This window comes from Bacillus sp. FJAT-53060, assembly GCF_037104745.1.
GTDB lineage: Bacteria > Bacillota > Bacilli > Bacillales > Bacillaceae > Bacillus > Bacillus stratosphericus_B.
Genome location: NZ_JBAWSW010000035.1, coordinates 1 through 25474 on the forward strand (window position 1 = coordinate 1; position 25474 = coordinate 25474).

At 40.9% G+C, this 25474-nt stretch carries 21 protein-coding genes and 2 pseudogenes; 12 read left to right on the plus strand and 11 right to left on the minus strand.

Annotation, left to right across the window (positions count from 1 at the left end):
- Positions 1–142 precede the first annotated feature (142 nt).
- Both WAX46_RS12255 and WAX46_RS12260 read right to left on the minus strand, forming a co-directional pair.
- Positions 143–310, minus strand: a pseudogene (locus WAX46_RS12255) (AbrB family transcriptional regulator); the annotation flags it as partial.
- 198 nt (positions 311–508) lie between these two features.
- The gene (locus WAX46_RS12260; RefSeq protein WP_226567522.1) at positions 509–955 is read right to left on the minus strand and encodes a ferritin-like domain-containing protein; all 447 of its coding nucleotides are present in this window, start codon (positions 953–955) and stop codon (positions 509–511) included.
- 165 nt (positions 956–1120) lie between these two features.
- Between WAX46_RS12260 and addB the strand changes: the two genes are divergently transcribed.
- The 5 genes and pseudogenes from addB (at position 1121) to WAX46_RS12285 (ending at position 13207) form a co-directional block, all read left to right on the plus strand.
- The gene (gene addB, locus WAX46_RS12265) at positions 1121–4630 is read left to right on the plus strand and encodes a helicase-exonuclease AddAB subunit AddB (protein ID WP_336494118.1); all 3510 of its coding nucleotides are present in this window, start codon (positions 1121–1123) and stop codon (positions 4628–4630) included.
- A complete protein-coding gene (gene addA / locus WAX46_RS12270) occupies positions 4608–8312 on the plus strand; it encodes a helicase-exonuclease AddAB subunit AddA (RefSeq protein ID WP_226567524.1) in 3705 nt (1234 codons plus the stop codon). The genes addB and addA overlap by 23 nt, the downstream gene beginning before the upstream one ends.
- 26 nt (positions 8313–8338) lie before the next feature.
- Complete coding sequence (sbcD, locus tag WAX46_RS12275; RefSeq protein ID WP_226567525.1) at positions 8339–9496, plus strand: exonuclease subunit SbcD; 1158 nt, start codon at positions 8339–8341, stop codon at positions 9494–9496.
- 14 nt (positions 9497–9510) lie between these two features.
- Positions 9511–12906 (plus strand): AAA family ATPase, encoded by a 3396-nt coding sequence (locus tag WAX46_RS12280; RefSeq protein WP_226567526.1) that lies wholly within the window; start codon positions 9511–9513, stop codon positions 12904–12906.
- 32 nt (positions 12907–12938) lie between these two features.
- Positions 12939–13207: pseudogene (locus WAX46_RS12285) on the plus strand (HNH endonuclease).
- A gap of 47 nt (positions 13208–13254) precedes the next feature.
- Here the strand turns inward: WAX46_RS12285 and WAX46_RS12290 are convergent.
- From WAX46_RS12290 to WAX46_RS12325, 8 genes are all read right to left on the minus strand, one after another.
- Positions 13255–13473 (minus strand): spore germination protein, encoded by a 219-nt coding sequence (locus tag WAX46_RS12290; protein ID WP_003211468.1) that lies wholly within the window; start codon positions 13471–13473, stop codon positions 13255–13257.
- Between the two features lie 22 nt (positions 13474–13495).
- The gene (locus tag WAX46_RS12295; RefSeq protein WP_226567528.1) at positions 13496–13927 is read right to left on the minus strand and encodes a spore germination protein GerPE; all 432 of its coding nucleotides are present in this window, start codon (positions 13925–13927) and stop codon (positions 13496–13498) included.
- On the minus strand, positions 13927–14103 hold the full coding sequence (locus WAX46_RS12300; RefSeq protein ID WP_226567529.1) for a spore gernimation protein GerPD: 177 nt from the start codon (positions 14101–14103) through the stop codon (positions 13927–13929). Before WAX46_RS12300 ends, WAX46_RS12295 begins: the two co-directional genes overlap by 1 nt.
- Complete coding sequence (gene gerPC, locus WAX46_RS12305; RefSeq protein WP_226567531.1) at positions 14100–14714, minus strand: spore germination protein GerPC; 615 nt, start codon at positions 14712–14714, stop codon at positions 14100–14102. Before gerPC ends, WAX46_RS12300 begins: the two co-directional genes overlap by 4 nt.
- A gap of 31 nt (positions 14715–14745) precedes the next feature.
- Positions 14746–14970 carry a spore germination protein GerPB gene (locus WAX46_RS12310; protein ID WP_226567532.1) on the minus strand — a complete coding sequence of 75 codons (225 nt, stop codon included), beginning with the start codon at positions 14968–14970 and terminating at the stop codon, positions 14746–14748.
- A 14-nt stretch (positions 14971–14984) separates the two neighbouring features.
- Entirely contained in the window at positions 14985–15206 is a 222-nt protein-coding gene (locus WAX46_RS12315) for a spore germination protein (protein ID WP_226567533.1), read from the minus strand.
- 126 nt (positions 15207–15332) lie between these two features.
- Positions 15333–15494 (minus strand): aspartyl-phosphate phosphatase Spo0E family protein, encoded by a 162-nt coding sequence (locus WAX46_RS12320; protein WP_099680099.1) that lies wholly within the window; start codon positions 15492–15494, stop codon positions 15333–15335.
- 123 nt (positions 15495–15617) lie between these two features.
- Positions 15618–16712, minus strand: a complete 1095-nt coding sequence (locus WAX46_RS12325) for a CotH kinase family protein (protein WP_226567535.1) — start codon at positions 16710–16712, stop codon at positions 15618–15620.
- 199 nt (positions 16713–16911) lie between these two features.
- Here WAX46_RS12325 and cotG point away from each other — a divergent pair, with 199 nt between their 5' ends.
- From cotG to WAX46_RS12340, 3 genes are all read left to right on the plus strand, one after another.
- Entirely contained in the window at positions 16912–17424 is a 513-nt protein-coding gene (gene cotG, locus WAX46_RS15920; protein WP_376776421.1) for a spore coat protein CotG, read from the plus strand.
- Between the two features lie 126 nt (positions 17425–17550).
- Complete coding sequence (locus WAX46_RS12335; protein ID WP_226567538.1) at positions 17551–18456, plus strand: fumarylacetoacetate hydrolase family protein; 906 nt, start codon at positions 17551–17553, stop codon at positions 18454–18456.
- A gap of 92 nt (positions 18457–18548) precedes the next feature.
- Positions 18549–18917: a YisL family protein gene (locus tag WAX46_RS12340; protein ID WP_226567539.1), complete on the plus strand. Its 369-nt coding sequence runs from the start codon at positions 18549–18551 to the stop codon at positions 18915–18917.
- A gap of 145 nt (positions 18918–19062) precedes the next feature.
- On the opposite strand, the gene WAX46_RS12345 is transcribed toward WAX46_RS12340, so the two are convergent.
- A complete protein-coding gene (locus WAX46_RS12345) occupies positions 19063–19338 on the minus strand; it encodes a DUF2777 family protein (RefSeq protein WP_226567541.1) in 276 nt (91 codons plus the stop codon).
- Between the two features lie 144 nt (positions 19339–19482).
- Between WAX46_RS12345 and asnB the strand changes: the two genes are divergently transcribed.
- The 4 genes from asnB (at position 19483) to WAX46_RS12365 (ending at position 25282) form a co-directional block, all read left to right on the plus strand.
- Positions 19483–21324: an asparagine synthase (glutamine-hydrolyzing) gene (gene asnB, locus WAX46_RS12350; RefSeq protein ID WP_336494120.1), complete on the plus strand. Its 1842-nt coding sequence runs from the start codon at positions 19483–19485 to the stop codon at positions 21322–21324.
- Between the two features lie 136 nt (positions 21325–21460).
- Positions 21461–22978: a phytoene desaturase family protein gene (locus tag WAX46_RS12355; protein ID WP_336494119.1), complete on the plus strand. Its 1518-nt coding sequence runs from the start codon at positions 21461–21463 to the stop codon at positions 22976–22978.
- On the plus strand, positions 22975–24450 hold the full coding sequence (locus WAX46_RS12360; protein ID WP_226567543.1) for a phytoene desaturase family protein: 1476 nt from the start codon (positions 22975–22977) through the stop codon (positions 24448–24450). The genes WAX46_RS12355 and WAX46_RS12360 overlap by 4 nt, the downstream gene beginning before the upstream one ends.
- Positions 24443–25282 (plus strand): phytoene/squalene synthase family protein, encoded by an 840-nt coding sequence (locus WAX46_RS12365; RefSeq protein ID WP_226567545.1) that lies wholly within the window; start codon positions 24443–24445, stop codon positions 25280–25282. The genes WAX46_RS12360 and WAX46_RS12365 overlap by 8 nt, the downstream gene beginning before the upstream one ends.
- The last annotated feature ends 192 nt before the right edge of the window (positions 25283–25474 follow it).

A 25474-nucleotide genomic window follows, 5' to 3' on the forward strand; every position in this document is an offset into this window, starting at 1 on the left:
TCTAAGCAAGCTCTCACGATCAATGAGGTATCGTTTTACCGCTTTGATTTTATCTTCAATTGTAAATTTAGCCAAAGAAAAGCACCTCCAAATGTTAGACTGTGTCTAATATTTGGGGTGCACTTCACAGGGCACCTCTTTTTTATTTTGCCGCTTTATCATCAGTCTGTCTTTTTACCAATAAATGGTGTAAAAACCGAAAAAACGGTGGCAGCATGGCGATCACAAGAATAATTCTGACGACTTGTACAGCCACAACAAAGATGGAATCCCCGTGAAGCGTGACCGCTGTTGTCGCCATTTCTGCAATTCAGTAAGGAATCAAATCATGAACTGAAACTGCTTTGAAAAAAACTCCTACTGCTAATTATGGCAGAGGAGATGTTAGAAAAAGTGAAAGAGAAGACAGGCTTCGTTGATGAGAGCCCTTTATTTCACATATTGAATGAAAGAAAAGATATTTTCATTTTTTGACGGAACATACGATCTCCAATTAAAATAGGATTATCTAAGAAACATGGTGCGTTAAAAGATATAGAAACCACACAGCATGCTGCTGTTCGTCTTGAGCGATGCGTCTCATTAACTCTTTTGTTCCTTGATCTTGGACATAGTCTGATACCGTTAAGTAAAAATCGACTGTTTTTTGTTCGTCTTTGAATGCGAAAAGAAGACCTTCTCTAAATTGATCTGGACAAGGTTCTGCGACGCTTGGTTTGTGGTTTTTACCAGTTAAAGAATAGTATAGCCTTGAGAATATTTGATAGTGTCTGACTTCATCCTGACGTATTTCTTGAATGATTTTTTTCGCTTCAGGATTGTGTGCTTTTAGGGCAAGTTTTTCGTAGCATTGGATCGCAGAATATTCGCCATTGATTGCTTTTTCAAGGTCTGAAATGATCCTTGTGTTTTGGCGAATGTCATATGGTGAGTAGTCATAATAACCGTAATACATGATATTGTCAGCCTCCTTTTAGATCATGATGGTTTATGATATGAAAAAGAGCTGGGAAAGGTGCCTATTTCTTTTAACAAAGGAGAATGGGGAAGGTGATATGAAAATCGCTATTTACCTTTATTTTCGCTAGAATATAATTACATAAGAAAGGTGTTGTGGAACGTGGAGATTCAGTTTTTAGCAGGCAGATCGGGGAGTGGAAAAACGACTACAATCTTAGAGGAGATCAAAGAACAACTTCGGCTTGATCCGTTGGGTTCGCCAATCATTTTTTTAGTACCGGATCAAATGACATTTTTAATGGAATATGAGCTTGCAAAAACGTCTGAAGCTGGCGGTATGATCAGGGCCAAAGTATTTAGTTTTACGCGTCTTGCTTGGTCTATTTTACAGCAGACTGGTGGAGCGAACCGGCAATTTGTCACAAGCTCGGGGATTCAAATGCTTTTAAGAAAAGTGATTGAAGAGCAGAAAGAAAAGTTTAAGGTATTCAAAAAGGCGAGTGAGAAGCTGGGATTTGTTGAGCAAATAGAAAAGACGATGGCTGAATTCAAAAGGTACTGCATGATGCCGGAGGATATTGAAAAAATTACAGCGTCCAGCATGCAATCAGCGTACACAGAAGAAAGACGGGCAGCAGAAAAACTACATGATTTACATATACTTTACCAGCAGATGGAGCAGTATTTACAAGATGAGTATGTGCACTCAGAAGACTATTTGACACTTTTGGCAAAGCAAATCCCTTTATCTGAAGAACTAAAAACAGCGCACATTTATATAGATGGTTTTTATCAATTTACGCCGCAGCAGCTCGTCGTCATTGAGCAGCTCCTGTTACATGCATCAAAAATAACCGCTGCTCTCACAGTAGATCGTTCATATCATGACACGCAGCCAAATGAACTTGATTTATTTCGCATGACAGGTAAAACGTATTTTCAACTCTATCAGCTTGCTAAAGAGTGTGGAGCGGCTATTTCTGAGAAGGTATTGGAAAGAAATAAACGACATCTTCTTACCCAAGACCTTGCTTATTTAGAAAGCCAATATGAGCAGAGGCCGCTACAGCCATATCAAGAAAAAACAACTCAAATGACAGTGTCTAAAAGTGCAAATAAACGAGCTGAAATTGAGGGAATAGCGAGGGACATTCTTGAATTAGTGAGAGAGAAAGGGTTCAGGTTACGTGATATTTCCATTGCTGCAAGGCATGTAGACGACTATAAAGATACATTAAAAGAGGTTTTTCGAGATTACAATATTCCTTTCTTTATTGATGGAAATGAATCTATGCAATACCATCCGCTCATTGAATTGATTCGTTCGAGCTTGGATGTTATCAAAGGGAACTGGCAGTATGAAGCCGTGTTTCGCTGTATGAAAACAGAGTATCTATTCCCGCAGGACCTATCCAAACACATAGCGAGAGAACAGGCAGATCAGCTTGAAAACTATTGTATTGCATACGGTGTAAAAGGAGAGCGCTGGACAAATGGCTCCCATTTCCATTATCGAAGATTCCAATCATTAGATGGAGATTTTGGACAAACAGATCAAGAAATTGAAATGGAACAAATGCTGAATGACGTAAAAGGGTGGATTGTTCCCCCCCTTTTTCAATTACAAAAAAGGTTGAAAAAGGCGCAAAAGGTGAAGGACATGGTGGAGGACATTTATTTATTTCTCGAGGAAGTACAAGTGCCAGAGAAGCTTGAAAAGGCCAGGCTAGAGTCTGAAGAAGCGGGTAGATTAGCAGAAGCATTGCAGCATGGACAAGTATGGGATGCTGTTATTCAATTAATGGATGAATTTGTTGAAATGCTTGGAGAAGAAGAGCTATCTTTTCCTTTATTTCAACAGATGATTGATACAGGACTAGAATCTCTAAAATTCGCTTTGATTCCGCCTTCACTCGATCAAGTATTTATCGGAAGTATGGATTTATCGAGGATGTATCAAGTAAAGTGCACGTTTATCATTGGCATAAATGATGGAGTTGTTCCTGCTCGACCTTCTGATGAAAGTGTATTGTCTGAGGATGATCGCGAATGGCTAAAGCGTGCAGGAGCAGAGCTGGCAGAGACAGGCAAGGAACGGCTGCTAGATGAGCAATTTTTAATTTATCAAGCTTTATCAAGCCCTTCACATCACCTGTATCTATCTTATTCAGTGGCAGATGCGGAAGGACGCTCGCTATTGCCTTCGACCTTAATTAAGTATTGCCAAGAACTTATGCCAAATCACCAGCAGGCTCTTTATGTTTTAGATCCAGAACAACTGGATGATCAGGATCAATTAAAATGTGTAGCGAATGAACATGTCTCATTATCCTATACCGTCTCGCAGCTACAGCAATGGCTCAATCAATATCCCATCAGTGACGTATGGTGGAGTGTATATAATAATTTAATGACGTCATCCTCTCGCGACGTATCAAAAAAAATTATGTCAAGTTTGTTTTTTACAAATAGAGCGAAGCGGTTAAAACAACATGTGACAAAAGAGCTTTACGGTGATCATATTCAAGGCAGTGTTTCAAGGATGGAGGAATTCAATTCGTGTGCATTTTCCCACTTTGCTTCCCACGGATTAAAGCTAAAGGATCGACAATTTTATAAATTGGAAGCACCTGATATCGGTCAGTTGTTTCACTCAGCTTTAAAATATATTTCAGATATACTCATTGAACAAAAAAGAGATTGGAAAAACTTAACGAAGAAAGATTGTGTCACCTACTCAAGGCATGCGATTGAACAGCTTGCTCCTCGACTTCAAAAGGAAATTTTATTAAGCTCGAATCGGCATGCTTATATTAAAGAAAAGCTCCAAAAAATTCTTGTGCGAGTCTCTTCTATATTAAGTGAACATGCCAAAGTGAGTGGATTTTCTCCAGTTGGACTTGAGTTAGGGTTTGGAGGTCAAGGTCCTCTGCCTCCGTTTACTTTTCAATTGAAAAATGGCTGCACGATGGAGCTTGTTGGGAGAATTGACCGAGTGGATAAAGCAGAGGGTTCTAAAGGACTGCTTTTGAGAATTGTCGACTACAAGTCGAGTGAGAAAGGGCTTGACCTAGCAGAAGTGTATTACGGTTTGGCCTTGCAAATGCTCACTTACTTAGACCTGACGATTACTTATTCTAAAGAGTGGCTTGGTATGGAGGCGACACCTGCAGGAATTTTGTACTTCCATCTTCACGATCCTCTCATTCAAGCTCCAATTCCGCTAGCAGAGGATGAAATTGAGCAGGAAATATTCAAGAAATTTAAAATGAAGGGTCTATTGCTCGAAGATGTAGAGGCAGTGAAACTGATGGATCAGACGCTTGAATCAGGAAAATCACAAGTCATTCAAGCCGGTTTGAAAAAGGATGGGTCGTTTCGATCTGATTCGGCGGTTTTAAATGAAGAGCAGTTTCACATACTCACAAAACACGTTCGGCGCACTTTTGAAGAGGCAGGAGAAAGAATTACGAATGGTGAGGTAGACATTAATCCATATAAATTGAAGGATCAAACTGCTTGCCGCTTTTGTTCATTCAAGTCTATTTGTCAGTTTGATGAATCAATAGAGGATAATGAATTTAGGGTGCTCACTTCTGAGAAAGATGATGTCATGATAGATCGGATCAAAAAAGAAGGGGATCAGTATGCAAATTCCAAAACCAAATAACAGTACATGGACGGATGACCAATGGGAAGCCATCGTTTCAGAAGGACAAGATATCCTTGTTGCTGCGGCAGCAGGATCAGGTAAAACGGCTGTCTTGGTTGAGCGGCTGATTCGAAAAATGACTCGGCCTGAGCAGCCAGTTGATGTGGACCGGCTGCTCGTTGTGACTTTTACGAATGCATCTGCGGCAGAAATGAAGCATCGGATCACTGAAGCACTTGAAAAAGAATTATCCAAAAATCCCGGGTCGCTTCATATGAGAAGACAACTGTCACTTATGAATCGTGCCAATATTTCTACCTTGCACTCATTTTGTTTGCAAGTTCTTCGCACCTTTTACTATGAGATTGACCTTGATCCAGGCTTTCGTTTGGTCGATCAAACAGAAGGAGAATTAGTAGGAGATGAAGTGTTAGATGAGCTATTTGAGGATGAGTATAAGGCTGGAAAGCCATCATTCTTTGAACTAGTTGATCGTTACACGTCAGATCGCCATGACTTAGACCTGCAATGGCTCGTGAAACGGGTTTATGAGTTTTCTAGGTCTCATCCTTCTCCGGAGCAATGGTTGCGGGCATTCCTGTCTCTTTATGATGTGGATGCACAAACAAAAGTAGAAGAATTACCGTTTTATCCATATATAAAAGAGGATATTTCTCTCGTTTTAAGGAGTTGTCAGGAGCTGCTTGAACAAGCTCTTGCATTATCAAAAGAGCCGGGTGGTTCAGCACCGAGAGCAGAGAGTTTTATAGATGATTTAGAGCAAGTGAATCAACTCATGAGACATGAAGAAGATTTTGAGAAGCTTTATGAGATCTTGCCGAACATCAATTTTAAAAGGCTAAAGACGTGCAAAGGGGATGAATATGACCCTATTCTGTTAGAAAAAGCCACAGATGCACGCAATCAAGCAAAAAAACAATTAGAAAAGCTAAAAGATGAATACTTTATGCGAAGTCCTGTCCAGCATCTAAAAAGTTTGGCTGAAATGAAGCCAGTTGTGGAAACACTTGTGGAGCTTGTCATCCAGTTCGGAGAGCGTTTCGAAAGAACAAAACAAGAAAAGTCAATTGTGGATTTTTCGGATTTAGAGCATTATTGTTTACGCATTTTAGCTAAGCAGGATGCGGAAGGTAATTTGATCGAAACAGAAGCGGCTAAATACTATCAACAGCAATTTGAAGAAGTGCTTGTCGATGAGTATCAGGATACGAACCTTGTACAAGAAACGATTTTAAAGCTTCTGTCTAAAGGGGAAAATCCTTCAGAAGGCAACCTTTTTATGGTTGGTGATGTCAAGCAGTCTATTTATCGCTTTAGACTTGCTGAGCCGATGCTCTTTTTAAACAAATATAAACACTTTAAAGCAGATGGCAACGAAACAGGTAAAAGAATTGACTTAAATAAAAACTTCCGCAGCCGATCTAATGTTTTAGACAGTACAAACTTTCTGTTCAAACAGCTGATGGGAGAAACAGTTGGAGAAATTGAATATGATGAACAAGCTGAATTAAAGCTTGGAGCGAGTTATCCTGAAAGCGAAGACACAGCGACAGAAATGCTCCTTGTACACCTAGATCAACACGAAGCAGAAAGCAATGAAGAACGAGAAGAACTAGAGACCGTACAATTTGAGGCGAGAGTCATTGCTAGGAAAATAAAAGAAATGGTTGAACAGCCTTTTCAAGTGTACGATGCAAAACAGCAAATGACCCGCAACTTGCAGTATCGAGATATCGTGATTTTGCTTCGGTCCATGCCATGGGCTCCGCAAATGATGGAGGAATTGAAGAAGCAGGGAATCCCTGTTTATGCGAATCTTTCCTCTGGTTATTTCGAAGCAATAGAAGTGTCAGTGATTCTTTCCCTGTTAAAAGTGATCGATAATCCATATCAGGATATCCCACTTGCAGCTGTTTTAAGATCACCTATTGTTCATTTAGACGAAAATGAAATGGCACTTATTAGAACAACTGATAAAAAAAGAACTTATTATGATGCTGTGAAGGCATTCATGAGTGTGACACAATCTGATCACCCTACATGCAAAAAACTAGAGCAATTCTTCCGCCTGATGCGTAAGTGGCGTGATTTCTCTATGAATCATTCGGTAGCAGAATTGATTTGGGAAGTGTATCGCGACACACAATATGTAGATTTTGTTGGTGGGATGCCAGGGGGGAAGCAGAGAAAAGCGAATCTCCGTGCTCTTTATGATCGAGCAAAGCAGTATGAAAAGGCTGCATTTAGAGGGCTGTTTCGGTTTCTTCGGTTTATCGAAAGAATGCAAGAGCGGGGAGATGATCTAGGAGCGGCGAAAACGTCCAGTGAAACAGAGGATGTTGTCCGCATGATGACCATCCATAGCAGTAAAGGCTTAGAGTTTCCAGTCGTCTTTACCGCAGGGCTCGGCAGGAACTTTAATATGATGGACTTAAATCAGTCCTACTTGCTTGATAAAGAACTAGGCTTTGGAAGCAAATATATTCATCCAGAGCTGAGAATAAGTTATGCGACATTACCGCTTGTTGCGATGAAAAAAAAGATGAGAAAAGAGTTACTATCTGAAGAGCTAAGGGTTTTATACGTGGCGCTTACAAGAGCCAAGGAAAAGTTATTCTTGGTCGGTTCCGTTAAAAATCAGGTGAAAGCATTAAGTAAATGGCAAAATGCCGCAAATAGAGAAGAGTGGCTCCTCCCTGATTTTGAACGATATCAAGCCAAAACATACTTGGATTTTATTGGGCCTGCCCTCATCCGTCATCAAGCGATGTTAACTATTTTAGAAGAAGCAGGCGACGTTGTTCTCAAACATCCATCATCATTCAACATCTCATTTACTCAAGCCTCAGATCTTCTAAAAGAAGATGTGTCATCTGAAAAGAAGGAGCAAGACGAAGTGGTACAAGCATTAATGGAAGGTCTGCCTGTTGAAGGACATGGTAACTATGAGCAGGAGGTAGCAGCTAGACTTTCATGGCAATACCCCTATTTAGCGGCCTCTCAAGTGAGTACAAAGCAGTCTGTTTCAGAGATGAAAAGGATGAAAGAAATACAGGATGAATACAGTGTGCCTTCTTCTATTCGAAAAGCTCGTGCGACATTGTATGACCGGCCGGCTTTTATGAAGAAAAAAACACTCACTGCCGCAGAACAAGGTACAGCAATGCATACGGTGATGCAGCACATTCCGCTTCCTTCAGATGAGATCTATGATGAATCTCGTATACAAGAACTGCTCGATTCTTTAAAAGAGCGAGACTTACTAACAGACGAGCAAATCCAGTCAATGGATCGAGAAGGAATTACTGCCTTCTTTTCTACTTCAATTGGTCAAAAACTGAAGAAAGCGGACTGGGTGAAACGAGAAGTGTCGTTTAGTATGGTTTTACCTGTCAAAGAGGTATACAGCCATATTGATGCAGAGGATGAACCTGTGCTGATTCAAGGAATGATTGATTGTTTGTTTGAAGTAGATGGAAAGCTTTATTTACTTGATTATAAAACAGATAGAGTACAGGGAAGGTATGCAGGTGGACTTGAGGCAGCTAAACCCATTTTGAAAAAACGCTATGAAACACAAATAGCGTTATATGCAAAAGCGGTAGAACGTTTAACAAACAGGTCATTAGAGGAGAAAATTCTCTATTTCTTTGATGGAAATGTAGAGATTTTCTTATAAATGTATCGGAATGAGAGGTGAATTACATGAGAATTCTACATACAGCGGATTGGCATTTAGGGAAAACCCTTGAAGGAAGAAGCCGGCTTGACGAACAAGCTGAGTTTTTAGATGAATTGTATCAAATCGTCAAGGACGAACAAATTGGTGTCATTGTGATGGCTGGTGATGCCTTTGATACAGTCAATCCACCTGCTCGAGCAGAACAGCTTTTTTATGAAAGTCTGTCAGCATTATCTGATAAAGGCAAGCGTCAGGTTGTGGTGATCTCAGGCAATCATGATAATCCAGATCGTTTATCAGCCGCATCTCCTTTAACAACGGAACAGGGGATTCATTTAATTGGATATCCGACAAATGACATTATCCGCGTCGATGTTCCTTCTTCAAGTGAACGTCTATCTATTGCAGCACTTGCTTATCCGTCCGAGTCTAGGCTAAACGAGGTGCTGGCTGAAACATTTGAAGAGAAACGGCTTCGTGATCATTATAATCTGAAAATACAACAAGCGTTTGAACATTTAAGCACTCAATTCCAGGCTGATACGGTCAATATGGCAACAAGCCATATTTATGTGGCAGGAGGAAGTCAAACAGATTCAGAAAGACCGATTGAAGTAGGAGGTGCATATACCGTTGCGGCTGAAAGTCTGCCTGAAGCCGCTTGCTATGTCGCACTTGGTCATTTGCATCGTCCGCAAACAATCAAACGTGCGAAAACGATTGCCCGCTATTCTGGATCGCCCCTTGCCTATAGCTTTTCAGAATCAGGCTATTCCAAATCAGTCACCATTGTGGATGCAAAGCCTAATGAGAAAGCAAGCTGGAAGGAAGTATTTTTATCAAGTGGTAAACCACTTGTGAAGTGGAAGGCGACTGAGGGACTGAGTCAAGTACACGAGTGGTTAGATGAAAAACGGGATATTCATGCTTGGATTGATTTAGAGATTCATTTAACAGATCAACTGTCAATTGAAGAGATCCATCAACTCCGAAAGCAGCATAATGGTTTTGTTCACATTAGACCAAAGTTCAAAGAACTACAGCAAATTGAAAAACACAAACAACAGGAAAAGCTCTCGATCGAAGAACGGTTCGTTACATTTTATGAACGCCAGACAGGTGGCGCGCTGCCTGATGAAAAAACAGTCAAGCTGTTTTTAGAGCTTGCCAATGACATGTAAGAGGAGGAAGCGACTTGAAGCCGATCACGCTAACCATTAAAGGACTTCATAGCTTCAGAGAAGAGCAAACCATTGACTTTAGCTCCTTATGTGATGCAGGTGTGTTTGGCATTTTTGGACCAACAGGAAGCGGAAAGTCATCCATATTAGATGCCATGACACTAGCACTCTATGGCAAAGTCGAACGTGCGTTAAATAATACACATGGTATTTTGAACCAAGCTGAAGAAAAGCTGTCTGTTTCCTTTACATTCGCTTTGCAAAAGGAGCATCACATTTCTTATAAAGTTGAACGGGCTTTCAAGCGGGCAGATGAAATGAAGGTCAGAACAACATTATGTCGACTGATTGAAATCGGTGATACGCAGACAGTTCTTGCAGATAAAGCGAATGAGGTCAATCGTAAAATAGAAGAATTACTTGGTTTAACAATTGATGATTTTACAAGAGCGGTTGTGTTACCCCAAGGGAAGTTTGCAGAATTCCTTTCATTGAAAGGAGCCGAGAGACGCCAAATGCTTCAGCGCTTGTTTAATTTAGAGAAGTATGGTGATCAGCTCGTCAAGCGTTTGAGGGCAAAAGCCCAGAATCAGTATGGACAGAAAAATGAGCGATTGGCTGAACTCAATGGATTAGGGGAAGCTGGACCAGAAGCGCTAGCGAAAGCAAAGAAAGTGGCTGAGCAGGCAAAAGCCATTTTTCATGAGAAAAAACGAGCGCGGGACAAAGCATTAACTGCTTTTACAAAGTCACAAGCGATATGGCAGTATCAAAGGGAACAAGAGGCATATGAAACTGAACAAAACAAGCTCAACCTGTTAGCACCAACGATGGAAGAGAAAAAAATACAACTCAGTATTGCGGAGCAGGCAGAGACATTAAAGCCATATGCTGATGCATTAACGAAGGCTGAAAAGCAGCTTTCTCAAGCGTCAAAAGAGAAGCAGGAAGCAGAAAAGCATTTACTTCATCAACGAACGATCTATGATCAAATGACGCAGGAGTATGAGCAAGCACGGCAAAAGAAAATTGAGACTGAGCCAGAGCTTCTCCAAAAGAAAGAGCAGCTGATTCAGTTAAAGGAAATCGAACGGAAAAAAGACAAGGCTCTTCAAGAAAAGACAGGACTAGAGCAGCAAGAAAATGAAAAAGCGCAGCAATTGATACAAAAAAAAGCAGAAGCAGAGAAGCTCCAATCTCTATTAGAGCGTGCTCTTACGAAACAAACACAGCTAAAGAGCGAACTAGAGCAATTGCAAGTCTCTGTCAAAGAGCGGAAAAGAATACAGGAGGCATTGCGTTTAAGTGAAAATGTTCAAACAATCAAACTGGGCGTTCAAAAGGAAGAACAAAAGCTCGAGGACCTAAAAAAGCAATCCTTACAAACTGCAGAAGCATATGAAAAGCTTCAAAAACAGCAAAAAAATCATCATGAAAAAATAGACCAATCGTTTCAAGCGATTGAACAACTCTATTTTTATGTATGTGAATTTGAACGAGCTCTTACAGAATGGAGCAAAAGAGAACAAAATCAGAAGCTCGAAAAATTAACACAACGTGATGCTGTAAGAGCGGCAGAATTAAGAATAGAATTAGCGGCAGAGCTAGTAGATGGTGAGCCATGTCCCGTTTGTGGGGCAATTCATCATGATCCAAAGGTTGCGATAGTCAATGATCATGAGGAAACCGTTGTCCAAATCGATGAAGTGATACAGAGGATGGACAAAGAGCTGAAGGTAGCAGAGGAATATGCTAGAGACATCTATGTAGCAAAGCAGCTACTAGAAACGCACGCCAATCAATTAATGAAGCAGTTCTCCTTTTTATCTCAAAAAGCCCCTAGTCCAGAAGTAGCCGCAGCGTCAGAAGCAGTGCAACATCCGCAGTCCTTGCATCATATGATTCAAGAGTGGAAACGGATGAAACAAGATATTCTAGGAACTGAAAGCAAACGAGCTCGTCTAATGGATGAAACCCATGATCAAGCGGCCGAGATGAGCAAAGTAGAAGATCAATTGAAATTTGAACAGCAGCGTATCCAAGAATTAGAGGTGCTGATTAAAGAGCTTCAATCTGAGCTTTCAGAGCAAATAACACAATTTGAACAGGCTTTCCCGGACTTTATATTGAGCCATGTGCAAGAAATGCAAAAGCGAATAGATGAAAAGGATCAACAAGCGGAAGGCTATAAAGAGCGTATTGAGAAAAGTATTTCATTTTTAGAAGAAAAACAGCAGGTAAAAGAGCAACTGCAAACAACCATATACACTTTAGAGAAGGAGCTCGATAAACTAGCACATCAACTAGAAAGTCAAAAGCAGCTCATTCATCAGTATGAAACAGATTTAGGGCGATATCCTTTAAAAGCCTCATCTATTTCTGAGGAACTGAACGAGGTTGAACAATATCTCACCTGTTTGAATGAAAAAGAACAGCAGTCATATCAGCAATTAAAGGATGTGCAGCAATTGTTTCGTGAAACGCAGAGCCATTTTTCAAGCAGTGAGCGTCAACTTCAAGAGGCTAAGCATCGAAAACAAGAAGCTGAGGCAGCGTGGCAAAAAGAAACAGAGTCCTCTGATTTTCATAAGCCACAGGAAGTTGAGCCTGCTTTAATGGATCGAGCTGTACGTTATACTGCCAAACAGGAAATTGAAGAATTTGAGGATAAAAGAAAGCAATGTGCAGCAAATTTAAAGCGAATTTCTGAATTGTTGAAAGATGAATCGCTAGATGAAGATCAGTGGACAGACATTCAGTTAAGAAAAGAAGCGGCAGAAAAGGATCTGGAAGAAGCGACAGTGATAAGTGGGTCTGCACATGAGCACCTGCGTGTGATTGAAGAAAATCATCAGCGCTTTGCAAGCATTCATGAGCGGTTGGAAAAATTGCAGCAAGAAATTGACCGGCTAGATAAACTGCAAACCGTTTTTAAAGGGAATAGTTTTGTTGAGTTCCTAGCAGAAGAACAGTTAGACAGTGTGAGCCGTGAAGCATCAGCTCGACTTGGCATTTTGACAAGACAAAGGTATGCGATTGAAGTCGACTCAGAAGGCGGCTTTGTGATGCGTGATGATGCCAATGGGGGCGTAAGACGTCCGGTGTCCAGCTTGTCTGGCGGGGAAACCTTCCTGACGTCATTAGCGCTTGCACTTGCCCTTTCAACGCAAATCCAGCTAAGAGGTGAGTTCCCCCTGCAATTCTTTTTCCTTGATGAGGGATTCGGTACACTCGATCAAGATTTATTAGATACGGTTATTACTGCATTAGAAAAGCTACAGTCTCAAAATTTAGCGGTTGGTGTGATCAGCCATGTGGAAGAATTGAAGATGAGACTGCCGAAGAAACTGATTGTCCACCCAGCAGATCCAAGTGGGAAAGGGACGACGGTATCAATGGAATTAATGTAAATGTAGAGGTGATGTCAGGGTGATTATGTGAAATGTGCGGAAGACAAGAGGTTCTGCTCACGGAACATCACTTAACGTCAAGAGAAGAAGATGGGGCATTTTACTTACTGCCTTCCTGTACATCCCTTGCCATAAATAAGTTCATGCCCTCTATACAAACCAGGAGCTTGCCGCACGTTTGAACACGCTTGATGTGCTAAGACAAGATAAAACGTTTGTTCCGTACATCAAATGGATTCGCAAACAGCCGGAAAGCAAGCTGGTCAAAACAAAAAAATCAAGACAACGCAGAAAGAAATAAGCATAAAAAAGCGCTCCTCCAAATGAAATGGGAATAGAGGAGTCGCTTTATGCATTGCCTACCATATTCTGATCATTTAAGTCAGGATCCACATAGTTGGTGGCGCTAATGCCATTATTTAATATTAAGAAATCTCCGGTATTCCCTGCTCCAGAGCCTAAAGCAGATTTTGACGAACTTTTAGGCGAAAGGTAAAATGAGTCACCGACGTTTACAACGCCCCCAGAAATAGAGTTAATGTAAATGGGCCCGACAATTGCTGGCATAATCGACATCCTTTATTAGAAGTCATATCACCATCATATGCTCAGGTAGGTCCACTTGTGAGTTTGTTGGACTGTCATTGCTGCTAATTAACTGTCGAATATGCCTCACTCGCGCAACGCCATTTATTCCATGCGTAGAGCCGATTTGATATATAGAAGAGGACGACACCCCTTCTACATGTATCGAAGAAACTTTAATTAACGGCTTTTCATGGTAAAACGCCGTTCTGACTGATCGTTCAGGCAGCATCAATGGAATTGGCTGATAATACACTTCAAATTCTTTTGTGTTTAAATTTTCGCCTTCATTGCCATAAAACAAGCTAATCGTTCGTTGAACAGCTAACACCTTGACCTTCGGGCATAGCTCCTGTGTATCACCAATTTGAACAATACTCGAAATCCCGATAGAATTCACCTTCGTGAACTTCACTTGAGATGTGCGCTTAATCATTATCGAGGTGCTAGAGGAACAAACGGGCCAATAATAAGTGATTCTGGCGGTGTATCAAAAATCGAGGATAATTGTACATGGTCTGTATCCCCGATGATAAATAGAGAAGAGGACGACACCCCGACTATTTTAATGCTTCCGGTCTCGATGTTGCGGTTGACGACTGTGAAATTCATCCGTTTTCCTCTCCTTTCATTTCACTTGGAATATGGGCTAAAAAGTGCTCAATCGCTCGTTTGACATCATGCTTCACATATTCAGCGATTTGTTCTGAGCGCTGCAGCGGGGTCATATCTTCCTGTTGTGGCAGCTGTCCCGCATAATACTTAATTCTGCTATCAATTTGCTTTCGAATGTCCTCTATAATATGGTGTTTGTTACTATCATCAAGTGTGCCTTCATATCGCTGTTCTAGCTCCTCAAGAAGTTCTGGTGCTTCTTCATTTAAAAATGCATCAACAAGCTGGCGTGTTTGATTGAAAAATTGATCAGCCATTTCTTGCTGCATCATTCCAATACCCGGGGTAGTTGTTTGGCCCACTTCAAAATTTTGAACACTATTTGGATCTGATGGATTGAGGCCAATATTTAATGTGCCTTCCAGCCGCACGATTTTCAGTTGATCAAATTGATAATCAATTCGCTCAATATTGGTTGTCGGTTTATCTTTGATCATTTGCATTTCCTCCTGAAGCTCGTTAAGCTTTTTTTCAAGAATCATGATTTGTTGTGTTTGCTTTTGAATGATGCCATACATTTGTGAAGCATTTCCTTGATAGTCATACATTTACATACACCTCCGGGGATTGCAGATGAACTTAAGTTGTTGGTGACTGAAGCGGTACAAAAGGTGGACCTTGTGATTCTACAATTCCTTGAGTGCCTGCTGCCTCAGGTGCTGCTTCTACATAGCTACCTGTGTTATACAGGTTTGAAAGTGCCTTGATGGACCCAGCACTCCCGATTTGCAGAACAGATGAGTTACTCACAGCCTCCACACGTAAATAATTAATTTGTATCGCTTGATTAATATAGAAGTTCAACAGATTCTCACTCCTTACAAGTTACCAACAAGCGGCTGATCAATGACATCACTGTCGTACGTATTTGTCACACTTTTATAGTTGCTAATGCGCAATTGATCACCAGTGTTAAAACTGCCTGCGCCAGCAAACGTTTTAACCTGACTATTTGGAGAAATGGTGATGCAGTCTCCAACATGAACGACTCCGCTCGTTCCGACGGCATTTACTTTAAAGGCGCCAACAATAGACGGCATAGCGGTGCACATCCTTTATAAATTAGGGCACTTTGATTTTGGGCGTTTCACCATAGCTTATGATGGGTCTTTTAATGTGTGATTGTCTTTTTGAAAGCTTTTGATAAGAGGAATTAGGTGTATGGTTTACCCTTTTTTCGAGCATTCTTTAGAGGTGTATTTGATGCCTTTATTTAAGAGTGTGTCAAGCTCTTGACTGCACCTGATAGTTTCTTCGGCATTCATACCGAATTTTTTTGCAGTCTTAATCAAATGTAATCTTTTTTGTTCAATTTCATAATTGATCATAACAGACGCCAACTCTCACAATTTTTTATCAAATAGAATTATATGGTTATTATACCTTATTTTTCTATAAAAAAAGCTGTTTCGTCAATATGAGTAATAAAGTGACAAAATTCGAAAGCATTCTTACATGCCAGCTATCTCTTTTCTTATCTCATCTTGTAAATAACGTCGTCTTTTGTGGATATACTGCCGAATTAGCCCTCGCTCTGACTGCAGTATCTTTTTTCGATCTTTCATATACGGATCATCGGCCAATCGTTGTTCAATGGAGGCATGCCATTTCTCAATCATGGGACAAAGGGGTTCTTCAGAAAAATGTGCATCTAGTACGTGCTGAAAAAGAGTATAATAGGCTTTCTTAAATGAAGGAATATCTAGTAATCTAGCTGTCAATGTATTAAAGCCGCTCACTGGAATATAATCGAACGCCATTTCTTCTCCATGAATGTCCCGGCCCCATGTCGCATCATAATCCCAAGGAAGCACTTGGATCTTCCCTTGGTCATTCACATAAAGGGCATAGTTATGAACAAAACCATCAAAATTTTGGGTGCATACGACACCAATCAGCCAAAGGAAATATTGTGTGACATCCAGGTACTGCTCAATGTGTTTCGCAAACACTTCGTCTGTTGCAGTATTCAGAAAGTAAATAAATTCGCTTAGTTGTTCGTCATGTTTGGATGTCCCCACTTTTTTCTCGTAACCAAGAAGAAGATGTTTTTTTGGCTTTTTATCAAACGAACTCAAAAGGGAGAAGTTAGCATCGTCATCCACTGCATAGTAGATGCCTCCGCCAACTAGCTGTCGTTTTTGAAGAAATAGCTCATCGACGGATTCTATTTTCAAATAAATGCCTTCTTTTCTTCCATTTATGGTCAGAAACACATGAGAAGCTGCAGGGCTTAGCACGCCTATCTGTTCAAAAAAATAAAAGGATAGCCTGTTTCGAATAATAGAAGGGTCATTATACTCTGCATTCAAGTGAAAAATGGCTTCGCCTTGTCTTTGCTTTGGTTTTCTATATTGAATTTGATAGGACTTTTTCTTGAGCTTTCTAATGTGTGATCCTCGATAAGAAGCATAAACATATGATTTGGTGTGACCGGTTTTAAGAATCGCTTCCACAGGCTCATCGTTCCATACGTCCTTTCGTAATTCAATAAGATCCTTTGGATGAATCCAGATATCAAGTTGTTTTAAAGGTTCTGTGGTCATGCGTGCATCAACCTCCTATGTTCTTCTTTACTATATGAAAATGAAGGAATGTCCTGTACCCGCTGATAGGTATTCATGGAGTTTTCCAAGAAAGAGGCATTCGCCAAGAACACTTGTCTACCGATTCTCGTAACATAAAGCAGAGAAGATAAACAGCTTTGTCTGTTTGTTTTGTCAAAGCAAAGACTAGGGAGGGGAAATGTTCGTGAGCACATTTGATCATTCACATATTGAACATGCAGTTGATTCACTTAGAAGTGAGGGACGTGACCATCACTTAGATCGTGAACCAGAATCGAGACATTCACACAAATCATCACGTTCTCGTCATTCAAAGTGCTGTCATTGGTTCTTTGGTGGATGTGGCTGCCGAAAGTCACACCGGAGCAAAAAAAGCCACAAAAGCTATCGCTCTAAAAAAAGCCGCTGTTCAAAGAAAAGCGTGAAGAGTGAAAAATCATGTAAAAGTAGAAAATCATGCCGGAGCAAAAAGAGTGAACCGAAAAAATCATGCCGGAGCAAATACAGATCTCATCATAAGAAAAGCTGCCGAAAGTCACACCGCAGCCATCGATCTAAACGTTCTCATTACCACAGACGAAGTCACTATTGCCGAGGATGCGGGAGGAAGAAGCATCATTCCCGAAACAGAGGAAATGTTGATCGAAAATGGGATCAAGGGAATATGTGGGAGTATCGACGCTACCGCTAACATCAGGTCATCATTTTTGAAACCCTTTTTAAAAGAGAGTATGATAAAAAAAGGGTTTTTTTTATTTTGTAGAGAAATAAAATGAGACATCATAACTTAGCGAAATGAAGATTGTGAGGGGAAGACATGAAGTTTTTTACAGGTGAGATACATAACAGTATTTTTATTGGGGTAGCCATTGATGATGAATGGGTGATGGACATCAAAAAGGCAGAAGCCAAACTATTTGAGCTTGAGACGCTGCCAAACTCTTTATCTGAATGCATCAACATGGGGGACAAGTTTGTGGACCACGTCAGACAGCTACTTGATTGGGCTGAGAAGAAAGAGGAAAACCGCGGCTCTTATGTTTATCCGCTTTCGGATGTGAAACTCCATGCGCCGATTCCGAAGCCATCTAAAAACGTCATGTGTGTCGGAAAGAACTATCAAGATCATGTCATGGAAATGGGAAGTGCAGCAGATATACCTGAGGACGTGATGATCTTTACAAAGGCACCTACCTCTGTGATTGGACACGAAGCGGACATCCTTCTTCATAAAGATGTGACAAGTGAATTGGATTATGAAGGGGAGCTTGCCATCGTCATGGGCAAATCAGGGAAGAATATTCCGCCTGAAAAGGTACACGATTATATCTTCGGTTACACCATTTTAAATGATGTGACGGCAAGAGATTTGCAGAAAAAACATAAACAATTCTTTATCGGCAAAAGCTTAGATACATCCTGTCCAATAGGCCCTTATATTATCCATAAGTCAGTGGTTGAGGATCATGGCACGCTGCATGTGGAAACAAAGGTAAACGGAGAGGTACGTCAGTCAGCCAGTACAGAATCAATGATCTTCCCAATTGAGGACATTGTCTCAACGCTTTCAAAAGGGATGACGCTAGAAGCAGGTGACATCATTGCAACGGGTACACCGTCGGGGGTCGGCAAAGGCTTTGAACCACCAAAGTTTTTGGCTTCAGGTGATCATATTGAAATCACCATTGAACCGATTGGAACGTTATCAAATCGCGTCAAATAAAGTGCATGTTGACACAGGATTGTCGCTTTGTGTCCAACTTATTTCATGGTACGATGAGAAGGTACTTGTTATGATAAAGGGGGAAATAACAGATGGGAACACATTTACATATTACAGCGTGGGTGCTAGGTATTATTTTATTCTTTGTGGCCTTTGCTTTAGTGGGTAAAAATGACAAAGGTTCTAAAATTGTCCATATGATCGTGCGAGTATTTTACTTGCTCATTATCGCAACAGGCGCAGAACTGTATGTTCGTACAGGAATGAAAATTCCAGGATTCCAGGGCGAGTATATCGGGAAAATGGTACTTGGTATCCTTGTGATCGGCTTAATGGAATTGATCCTTGTACGAAAGAAAAAAGGAAAATCGGTGACAGGAGTTTTTATTGGCTTTATCGTGATCGTCATTGTGACCATACTTCTCGGCTTACGACTGCCGATCGGTTTTCATATCTTTTAATATAAAAAGGGCATTGCTTTTATGAAGCAGTGCCCTTTTGTCTTCTTTTTAATGTGACATCAAACTGAGAAATCGACCGGTGTAGTCCATTCAAAACGGCGGCGGACTCATGGTGACACTGAAGTGCAAGCGATTGTGTATCTGCCTAAAACTGAAAGAAAGATACGCAATGAAAAGGATGAAAGGAGGAGAAGACACTATCGTAGGCGGAAAAGCCAAGCTGTGCTACGTTCTCAATGATTTGATATAAGACATTTTCAGGTACAAAAAAGAGCAAGTCAAGCCACCCTTCGGTAAGAGACGTTGTATAATGAATCATTTCACCACTTTTTATCTCCATCAACTGTCCGTTTTCAATGAGTAAATACCCCATTACACCATCGTTGGCTACAGTGCCGAAGATGATCATTCGTTTCTCCATTGGCGAAAGCTTCTTTTTCTTACCAAATGATGCTTGTCCTATACGCCGGGAAAAAAGGACAAATCAACTATCAAGGAGACGATGCATAAACTAAGAAAGGCTAAATGAGAAGACTTGATGAAAAACGGATGGGAGCTGATGATGATGTGTGGAATAACAGGCTGGGCAGACTTTAAAAAGCAGCTCATCCAACAGGATCATGTAATTAATCAAATGACAGAGACTTTATCTAAAAGAGGGCCAGATGATACAAATACGTGGAAAAGTGAGCATGTTCTTTTCGGGCATAAAAGGTTAGCGGTTGTAGACGTAGAAGGCGGAAAGCAGCCGATGACGTATACTCATCAAAACCATGCGTATACGATTGTATACAATGGAGAGCTCTATAACACAGAAGATATAAGAAAGGAATTATTAAAAAGGGGACATCGCTTTCTTGGACATTCTGATACAGAGGTTCTACTTCACGCCTACACAGAATGGAAGGAAGAGTGTGTAACCCATTTTAATGGTATTTTTGCATTTGTGGTTTGGGATAGTGAGAGGGAATTATTGTTTGCAGGTAGAGACCGGCTCGGCGTCAAGCCATTTTTTTATACAGAACGTCATCATTCCTTTTTGTTTGGTTCTGAGATCAAAGCACTCCTTGCTCATTCTGATATGAAAGCTAAAGTAGATCGTGAGGGGCTATCGGAGATTTTTGGTTTAGGGCCGTCTAGAACACCTGGGCAAGGGGTATTTAAAGGTGTGAAAGAGCTGAGACCTGCCCATGCTTTGACCTTTTCAAAAGATGGCCTGCGCGTGTGGAGGTATTGGAATGTCAAAAGCAAGCAGCATACAGATTCACTGGATGACACCGCTCAGCATGTCAAGTATCTCTTTACAGATGCCGTCACAAGGCAGCTCGTCTCTGATGTGCCTGTTTGTACATTTCTATCTGGTGGAGTCGATTCTAGTGCCATTACCGCTATCGTCGCAAAGCACTTTGAAAAAATAGGGAAAGCACCACTTCATACGTATTCCATTGACTACGAAGAAAATGATCAATTTTTTGAGGCCAGTCAATTCCAGCCGAATGCTGACGGCCCATGGATTGATCACATGACCAAAGCATTTCAAACGAGGCATCACAGCTGTGTCATCGGTCAAAAAGAGCTTTCTTCTTATTTGAAGGAAGCTGTTGAAGTTCGAGATTTACCGGGTATGGCAGATATTGATTCTTCCTTACTTTGGTTCAGCCGAGAAATCAAAAAAGATTTCGTTGTCGGCTTGTCAGGTGAATGTGCTGATGAAATTTTTGGAGGCTATCCGTGGTTTCACATGGCAAATGAAACGAATGGATTTCCGTGGATGAGATCGACTGAAGCCCGTACGCAGCTTCTTCAAAAATCGTGGCAAAAGAAACTATCATTGAAGGAATATACACAAAGCAAATACGAAGAAACCGTGGCAGAAACACCTCTTTTAGATGGAGAAACTGGCATAGATAAAGCCCGAAGAGAACTTTTTTACTTAAATATGATTTGGTTTATGACGACGCTGCTTGATCGAAAAGATCGAATGAGTATGGGTGCAAGCCTTGAGGTGCGTGTCCCATTTGCAGATCATCGCCTTGTCGAATATGTATGGAATATTCCTTGGGAAATGAAAATGCATGGAAATCGAGAAAAAGGGGTTTTAAGAAAAGCATTAGAGGAAATTTTACCGAATGAAGTGCTCTATCGCAAGAAAAGTCCTTACCCAAAAACACATCATCCAGACTATACCCAGGCAGTAAAAGAGATGTTAACAGATTGCCTTGCACAAAAGGATTCTGTGCTTCACGAGTTTTTAGATCCACAACAATTGAAACGGCTGATTGAAACGGAAGGAGCTTCCTTTCAAGTTCCTTGGTATGGCCAATTAATGAAGGGTCCGCAACTGATCGCCCATCTGGCGCAGATTCATCATTGGTTTGAAACATATCGAATTGATATAGACGCATAACAAAGAGTCGGCTTTCTTGCACTTGTTGAAAGGGAGTCGGCTCATAACATGAGTTTTAGATTACATCAAAAGTTGATCTAACATTCCTCATTTTTATAATGAACTTAAAGTGAATTAATTTGGAGGAAAAAGGATAATGAAAATCATTGTGATCGGAGCAGGACCAGGAGGCCTTGCGGCAGCTATGATGCTACAAAGCAAAGGACATGACGTTCTTGTATATGAAAAACAGCCCTTTGTTGGCGGACGTAACTCTAAGTTTCAACTTGGTGATTTCACGTTTGATACAGGTCCTACCTTTCTCAGCATGATTCATATTGCAGAGGAGCTGTTCACCTTTGCTGGCAAAAATCTTTATGACTATATTGATGTTATTGAATTAAAAGAAATGTATAGATTGATCTTTCAAGACGAGAAGCTTGATATAATTCGAGATCGAGACGAAATGTACAAACGGTTAGAAGCCTTTGCACCTGGTCAGGGAGATGGTTATTTACGATTTATGAACGAGACAAAGCGAAAAATGGACCGATTTAAACCAATTTTACAAAGTAAAATGGACCGTTTTCATCATTACTTGCGTCCGAAGGTCATCAGAGCACTTCCACAGCTTTCATTAAATAAGAGCTTATATGATGTGCTATCAGACTATTTCTCGCATGAATCGGTGAAATATGCATTTACGTTTCAATCAAAGTATTTAGGAATGTCACCTTGGGAATGCCCAGGTGCGTTCTCAATCCTTTCGTTTATGGAGCATGATACAGGCGTTTTTCACCCCAAGGGCGGTGTGAATCAGCTGTCAGAAGCGATGGCAAAGGCGGCTGTTGAATCTGGAGCAAGCATTCATCTGTCATCTGGAGTCGAAAAGTTGCTGACTGAAGGCAAAAAAGTGAAGGGCATTCGCTTAGAATCTGGGGGAGAAATACAGGCAGATGAGGTTGTCGTAAATGGAGACTTTGCTCATGTGATGACGAAGCTTGTAGAGCCAGGTCTTTTAAAGAAATATAGCGAGAAGAAATTGAAAAAGAAAAAATTCTCTTGCTCCACCTTTATGCTGTATTTAGGATTAGATACAATGTATGACGAGCCGCATCATACGATCGTTTTTTCGGATGATTACGTAAAATTCGTCAAAGGAATTACCAAAACGTATGAGCTGCCAGATGACCCGTCTATCTATATTCAAAATGCAAGTGTGACAGATGACTCGCTTGCGCCAAAAGGAAAGTCAGCTCTTTACGTTTTAGCACCAGTTGCCAATAATCAAAGTGGTATTGACTGGGAAGCGCATCAAGATGAATTCAGAGAACTTGTGCTAGATACGCTGGAGCGAAAAAGTGGCTTTAAAAATATTAGACAGCATATAGAAGTCGAGAGGATGATCACTCCGAAACATTGGGAGGAAGATCTTTACGTGTATGAAGGGTCAACATTTAACCTCGGTCACCAGCTTTCGCAGATGATGGTGCTAAGGCCGCATAATGAATTTGATGAATTGAAGAACTGCTGGCTTGTTGGAGGGGGAACACACCCAGGAAGCGGGCTGCCAACTATTTTAGAATCAGCACGAATCACGACAAATGCTATTCTTTCAAAAGAGAAACATATGCGCAAAATGATACCACATCACGAAAAGGGGAGCGCCTCATGATAAAACATATATTGATCGCAGGTGGCGGTATTGGCGGAATGATCTCAGCGCTTTATTTAAAACAAGCTCGACATGATGTTACCCTTGTCGAAAAAAATGAACGGCTTGGAGGGAGACTTGCTTTTGTACGTGAGAAAGGATTTAAAGTAGATGAAGGTCCGACTATTGTCCTGCTTCCTGATATGTTAAAAGGGATTTTACATGAGGTAGGAATTGACGAAACATCTCTTGATCTGTTGCAGCTTGATCCGCTGTACACGATTCAATATCAGGATGGAACCTCCTATACGAAATACTTTGAGGGGCTTCGTCAGCTTGAAGAAATCAGACGTGTGTTTCCAAAGGAAGATCAAGGGTTTCTGAAATTTATGGAAGAAATGACGGATCAGTTTCAAGAAGGGCAGCAAGCTTTTTTAGAAAAATCGTTTCATGAAAAACGTACATTTTTTACAAAAGCAAACATGAAGATTTTGATGAAATTAAAAGCATACCGAACGGTTCAAAGTGCTCTAAAAAAATACTTCTCAGATGAACGCTTGCGAGATGCATACGCACTTCAAACCCTCTATGTCGGTGGAAACCCGTATGAAGCATCTGCGATTTATTCGCTTGTTTCATATAGTGAGCTTGCACACGGAATTTACTATTTAAAAGGCGGATATGCCAGTTTAGTTGATATATTGGAGAAACGACTACTAGAGATGGGGGTGCATGTAAGACGAAATGAAGAAGTAGTGCAATTGGAGTTTGAGGGGAAACGGGCTGTTAGGGCAAAAGTAAATGATGAACATATAGCAGCCGATGCGTTTGTCATAAATGGAGATTATCCAGCGGCGCTAAAACAGCTTGGTTTACATGAACAAGACCGGCGTAAATACGTTCCATCCTGTGGCTGCGTGATAGTATATCTAGGATTAAACAAGGTGTACCATCAAGCACCTGTTCATCAATTTTTTATGGGAGAACACTTTGATCAGCATATGAAAGCGGTTTTTCAAACGAAAACGGTCCCTCAAGATCCATCTTTTTATACATTTCATCCATCAATCATTGATCCATCTCTTGCTCCAGAAGGTTGTAGTGTCCTTTATATGCTGATTCCTGTTCCATCAGGAGATCATATCAACTGGGCAGAGGAGACAGACTTTGTTGATCAAATGATAGATCGTCTTGAGAAAAGAGGCTTTCCGAAATTGAGAGAGTCGATTGTGTGGAAAAAAGTAAGAACACCTGAGGATTCAATGCGAGAGGGATTGTTTGAGGGGGGGAGCTTTGGGCTTGCGCCTAATTTGTTCCAATCAGGTGTCTTTCGCCCGCAAGTGAAGGTGGCAGAGACAGACAATCTTTATGCGGTAGGTGCCTCCATCCACCCTGGCGGAGGGGTACCCATCGTGATGCAAAGTGCGAAGCTCATGGCTTCTGTGCTACTAAAGGATTTGAACGACAGAAGGGAAGTGAAGCTAAGTGGTTGATGTACAAACAGCATTGAAAGTATGTGAGGAGACCATACAAACACATTCTAAAACGTTTTACCGTGCCTTTTCCATGCTGCCTAAAAAGAAAAGACAGGCTGTCTGGGCCGTTTATTCCTTTTGCCGAAGAGCGGATGACATTGTAGATGAGTCTCCTTCACCAAAGGAGGAGCTAGCTTCCTTTCAGCAGGCGTTTGATCGTTTCTTACATGGTGAGGTAGACCGTAATGATCCAATGTGGGTGGCGCTAGAGCATACATTTCAAGAGTTCCCTATGGATGAAGCTCCGTTCCGCGACCTGCTGCGAGGACAGGAAATGGATTTAGAGCAACAAAGGTATGAAACGTTAGATGAACTACTCATCTATTCCTATCATGTCGCAAGTACAGTTGGATTAATGCTGCTTCCGTTCATTGCGCCGCGTAAAAAGGAACAGCTAAAAGAAGCAGCGATTTCGCTAGGTATTGGCATGCAACTGACCAATATCCTTCGTGATATTGGCGAGGATAAGGCTAAAAGAGATCGCATTTATTTGCCAAAACAAGTGATGAATCAATTTGGGTATACAGAGAAAGAATTGCAAGAAGGGGTCGTCAATCAAGCATTCCAGCACGTATGGGAATATATTGCCTTTGAGGCAGAGGCGTACTATGAGGAATTTTTTGACCATCTTCATGAATTCCCTCTTTATTCACGTGTGCCAGTAAAAGCAGCTGCTCATTTTTATAAGGCCATTTTAGATAAAACAAGAGAAAATGAGTATCGCGTCTTTACGCAGCGAGCATTTATTTCAAAACAGGAAAAAGCACTTATTTTAGAAAATATGATGTAATGAAACAAAGGGCTAAAATAAAGATCATTTTAACCCAATGTCAAAAATTTAAAAGGACTGCACCCTGATATTATCCCCTCTAAGTAGACAGTGTAAAAAGCCCAAGAACATATCTTGGCTGTTACACTATACTTGGAGGGGATTTTTTATGGCTAGAAAGGGACAACAATTTCAACACTATTCTAAAGAATT

Excerpts from the sequence above, each read along its gene's own strand:
- WAX46_RS12260 (WP_226567522.1), bottom strand. The coding sequence starts at position 955 with ATGTATTACGGTTATTATGACTACTCACCATATGACATTCGCCAAAAC.
- addA (WP_226567524.1), top strand. The coding sequence starts at position 4,608 with ATGCAAATTCCAAAACCAAATAACAGTACATGGACGGATGACCAATGG.
- sbcD (WP_226567525.1), top strand. The coding sequence starts at position 8,339 with ATGAGAATTCTACATACAGCGGATTGGCATTTAGGGAAAACCCTTGAA.
- WAX46_RS12290 (WP_003211468.1), bottom strand. The coding sequence starts at position 13,473 with ATGCCAGCAATTGTCGGGCCCATTTACATTAACTCTATTTCTGGGGGC.
- WAX46_RS12295 (WP_226567528.1), bottom strand. The coding sequence starts at position 13,927 with ATGATTAAGCGCACATCTCAAGTGAAGTTCACGAAGGTGAATTCTATC.
- WAX46_RS12300 (WP_226567529.1), bottom strand. The coding sequence starts at position 14,103 with ATGAATTTCACAGTCGTCAACCGCAACATCGAGACCGGAAGCATTAAA.
- gerPC (WP_226567531.1), bottom strand. The coding sequence starts at position 14,714 with ATGTATGACTATCAAGGAAATGCTTCACAAATGTATGGCATCATTCAA.
- WAX46_RS12315 (WP_226567533.1), bottom strand. The coding sequence starts at position 15,206 with ATGCCGTCTATTGTTGGCGCCTTTAAAGTAAATGCCGTCGGAACGAGC.
- WAX46_RS12320 (WP_099680099.1), bottom strand. The coding sequence starts at position 15,494 with ATGATCAATTATGAAATTGAACAAAAAAGATTACATTTGATTAAGACT.
- WAX46_RS12325 (WP_226567535.1), bottom strand. The coding sequence starts at position 16,712 with ATGACCACAGAACCTTTAAAACAACTTGATATCTGGATTCATCCAAAG.
- cotG (WP_376776421.1), top strand. The coding sequence starts at position 16,912 with ATGTTCGTGAGCACATTTGATCATTCACATATTGAACATGCAGTTGAT.
- WAX46_RS12335 (WP_226567538.1), top strand. The coding sequence starts at position 17,551 with ATGAAGTTTTTTACAGGTGAGATACATAACAGTATTTTTATTGGGGTA.
- WAX46_RS12340 (WP_226567539.1), top strand. The coding sequence starts at position 18,549 with ATGGGAACACATTTACATATTACAGCGTGGGTGCTAGGTATTATTTTA.
- WAX46_RS12345 (WP_226567541.1), bottom strand. The coding sequence starts at position 19,338 with ATGGAGAAACGAATGATCATCTTCGGCACTGTAGCCAACGATGGTGTA.
- asnB (WP_336494120.1), top strand. The coding sequence starts at position 19,483 with ATGTGTGGAATAACAGGCTGGGCAGACTTTAAAAAGCAGCTCATCCAA.
- WAX46_RS12355 (WP_336494119.1), top strand. The coding sequence starts at position 21,461 with ATGAAAATCATTGTGATCGGAGCAGGACCAGGAGGCCTTGCGGCAGCT.
- WAX46_RS12360 (WP_226567543.1), top strand. The coding sequence starts at position 22,975 with ATGATAAAACATATATTGATCGCAGGTGGCGGTATTGGCGGAATGATC.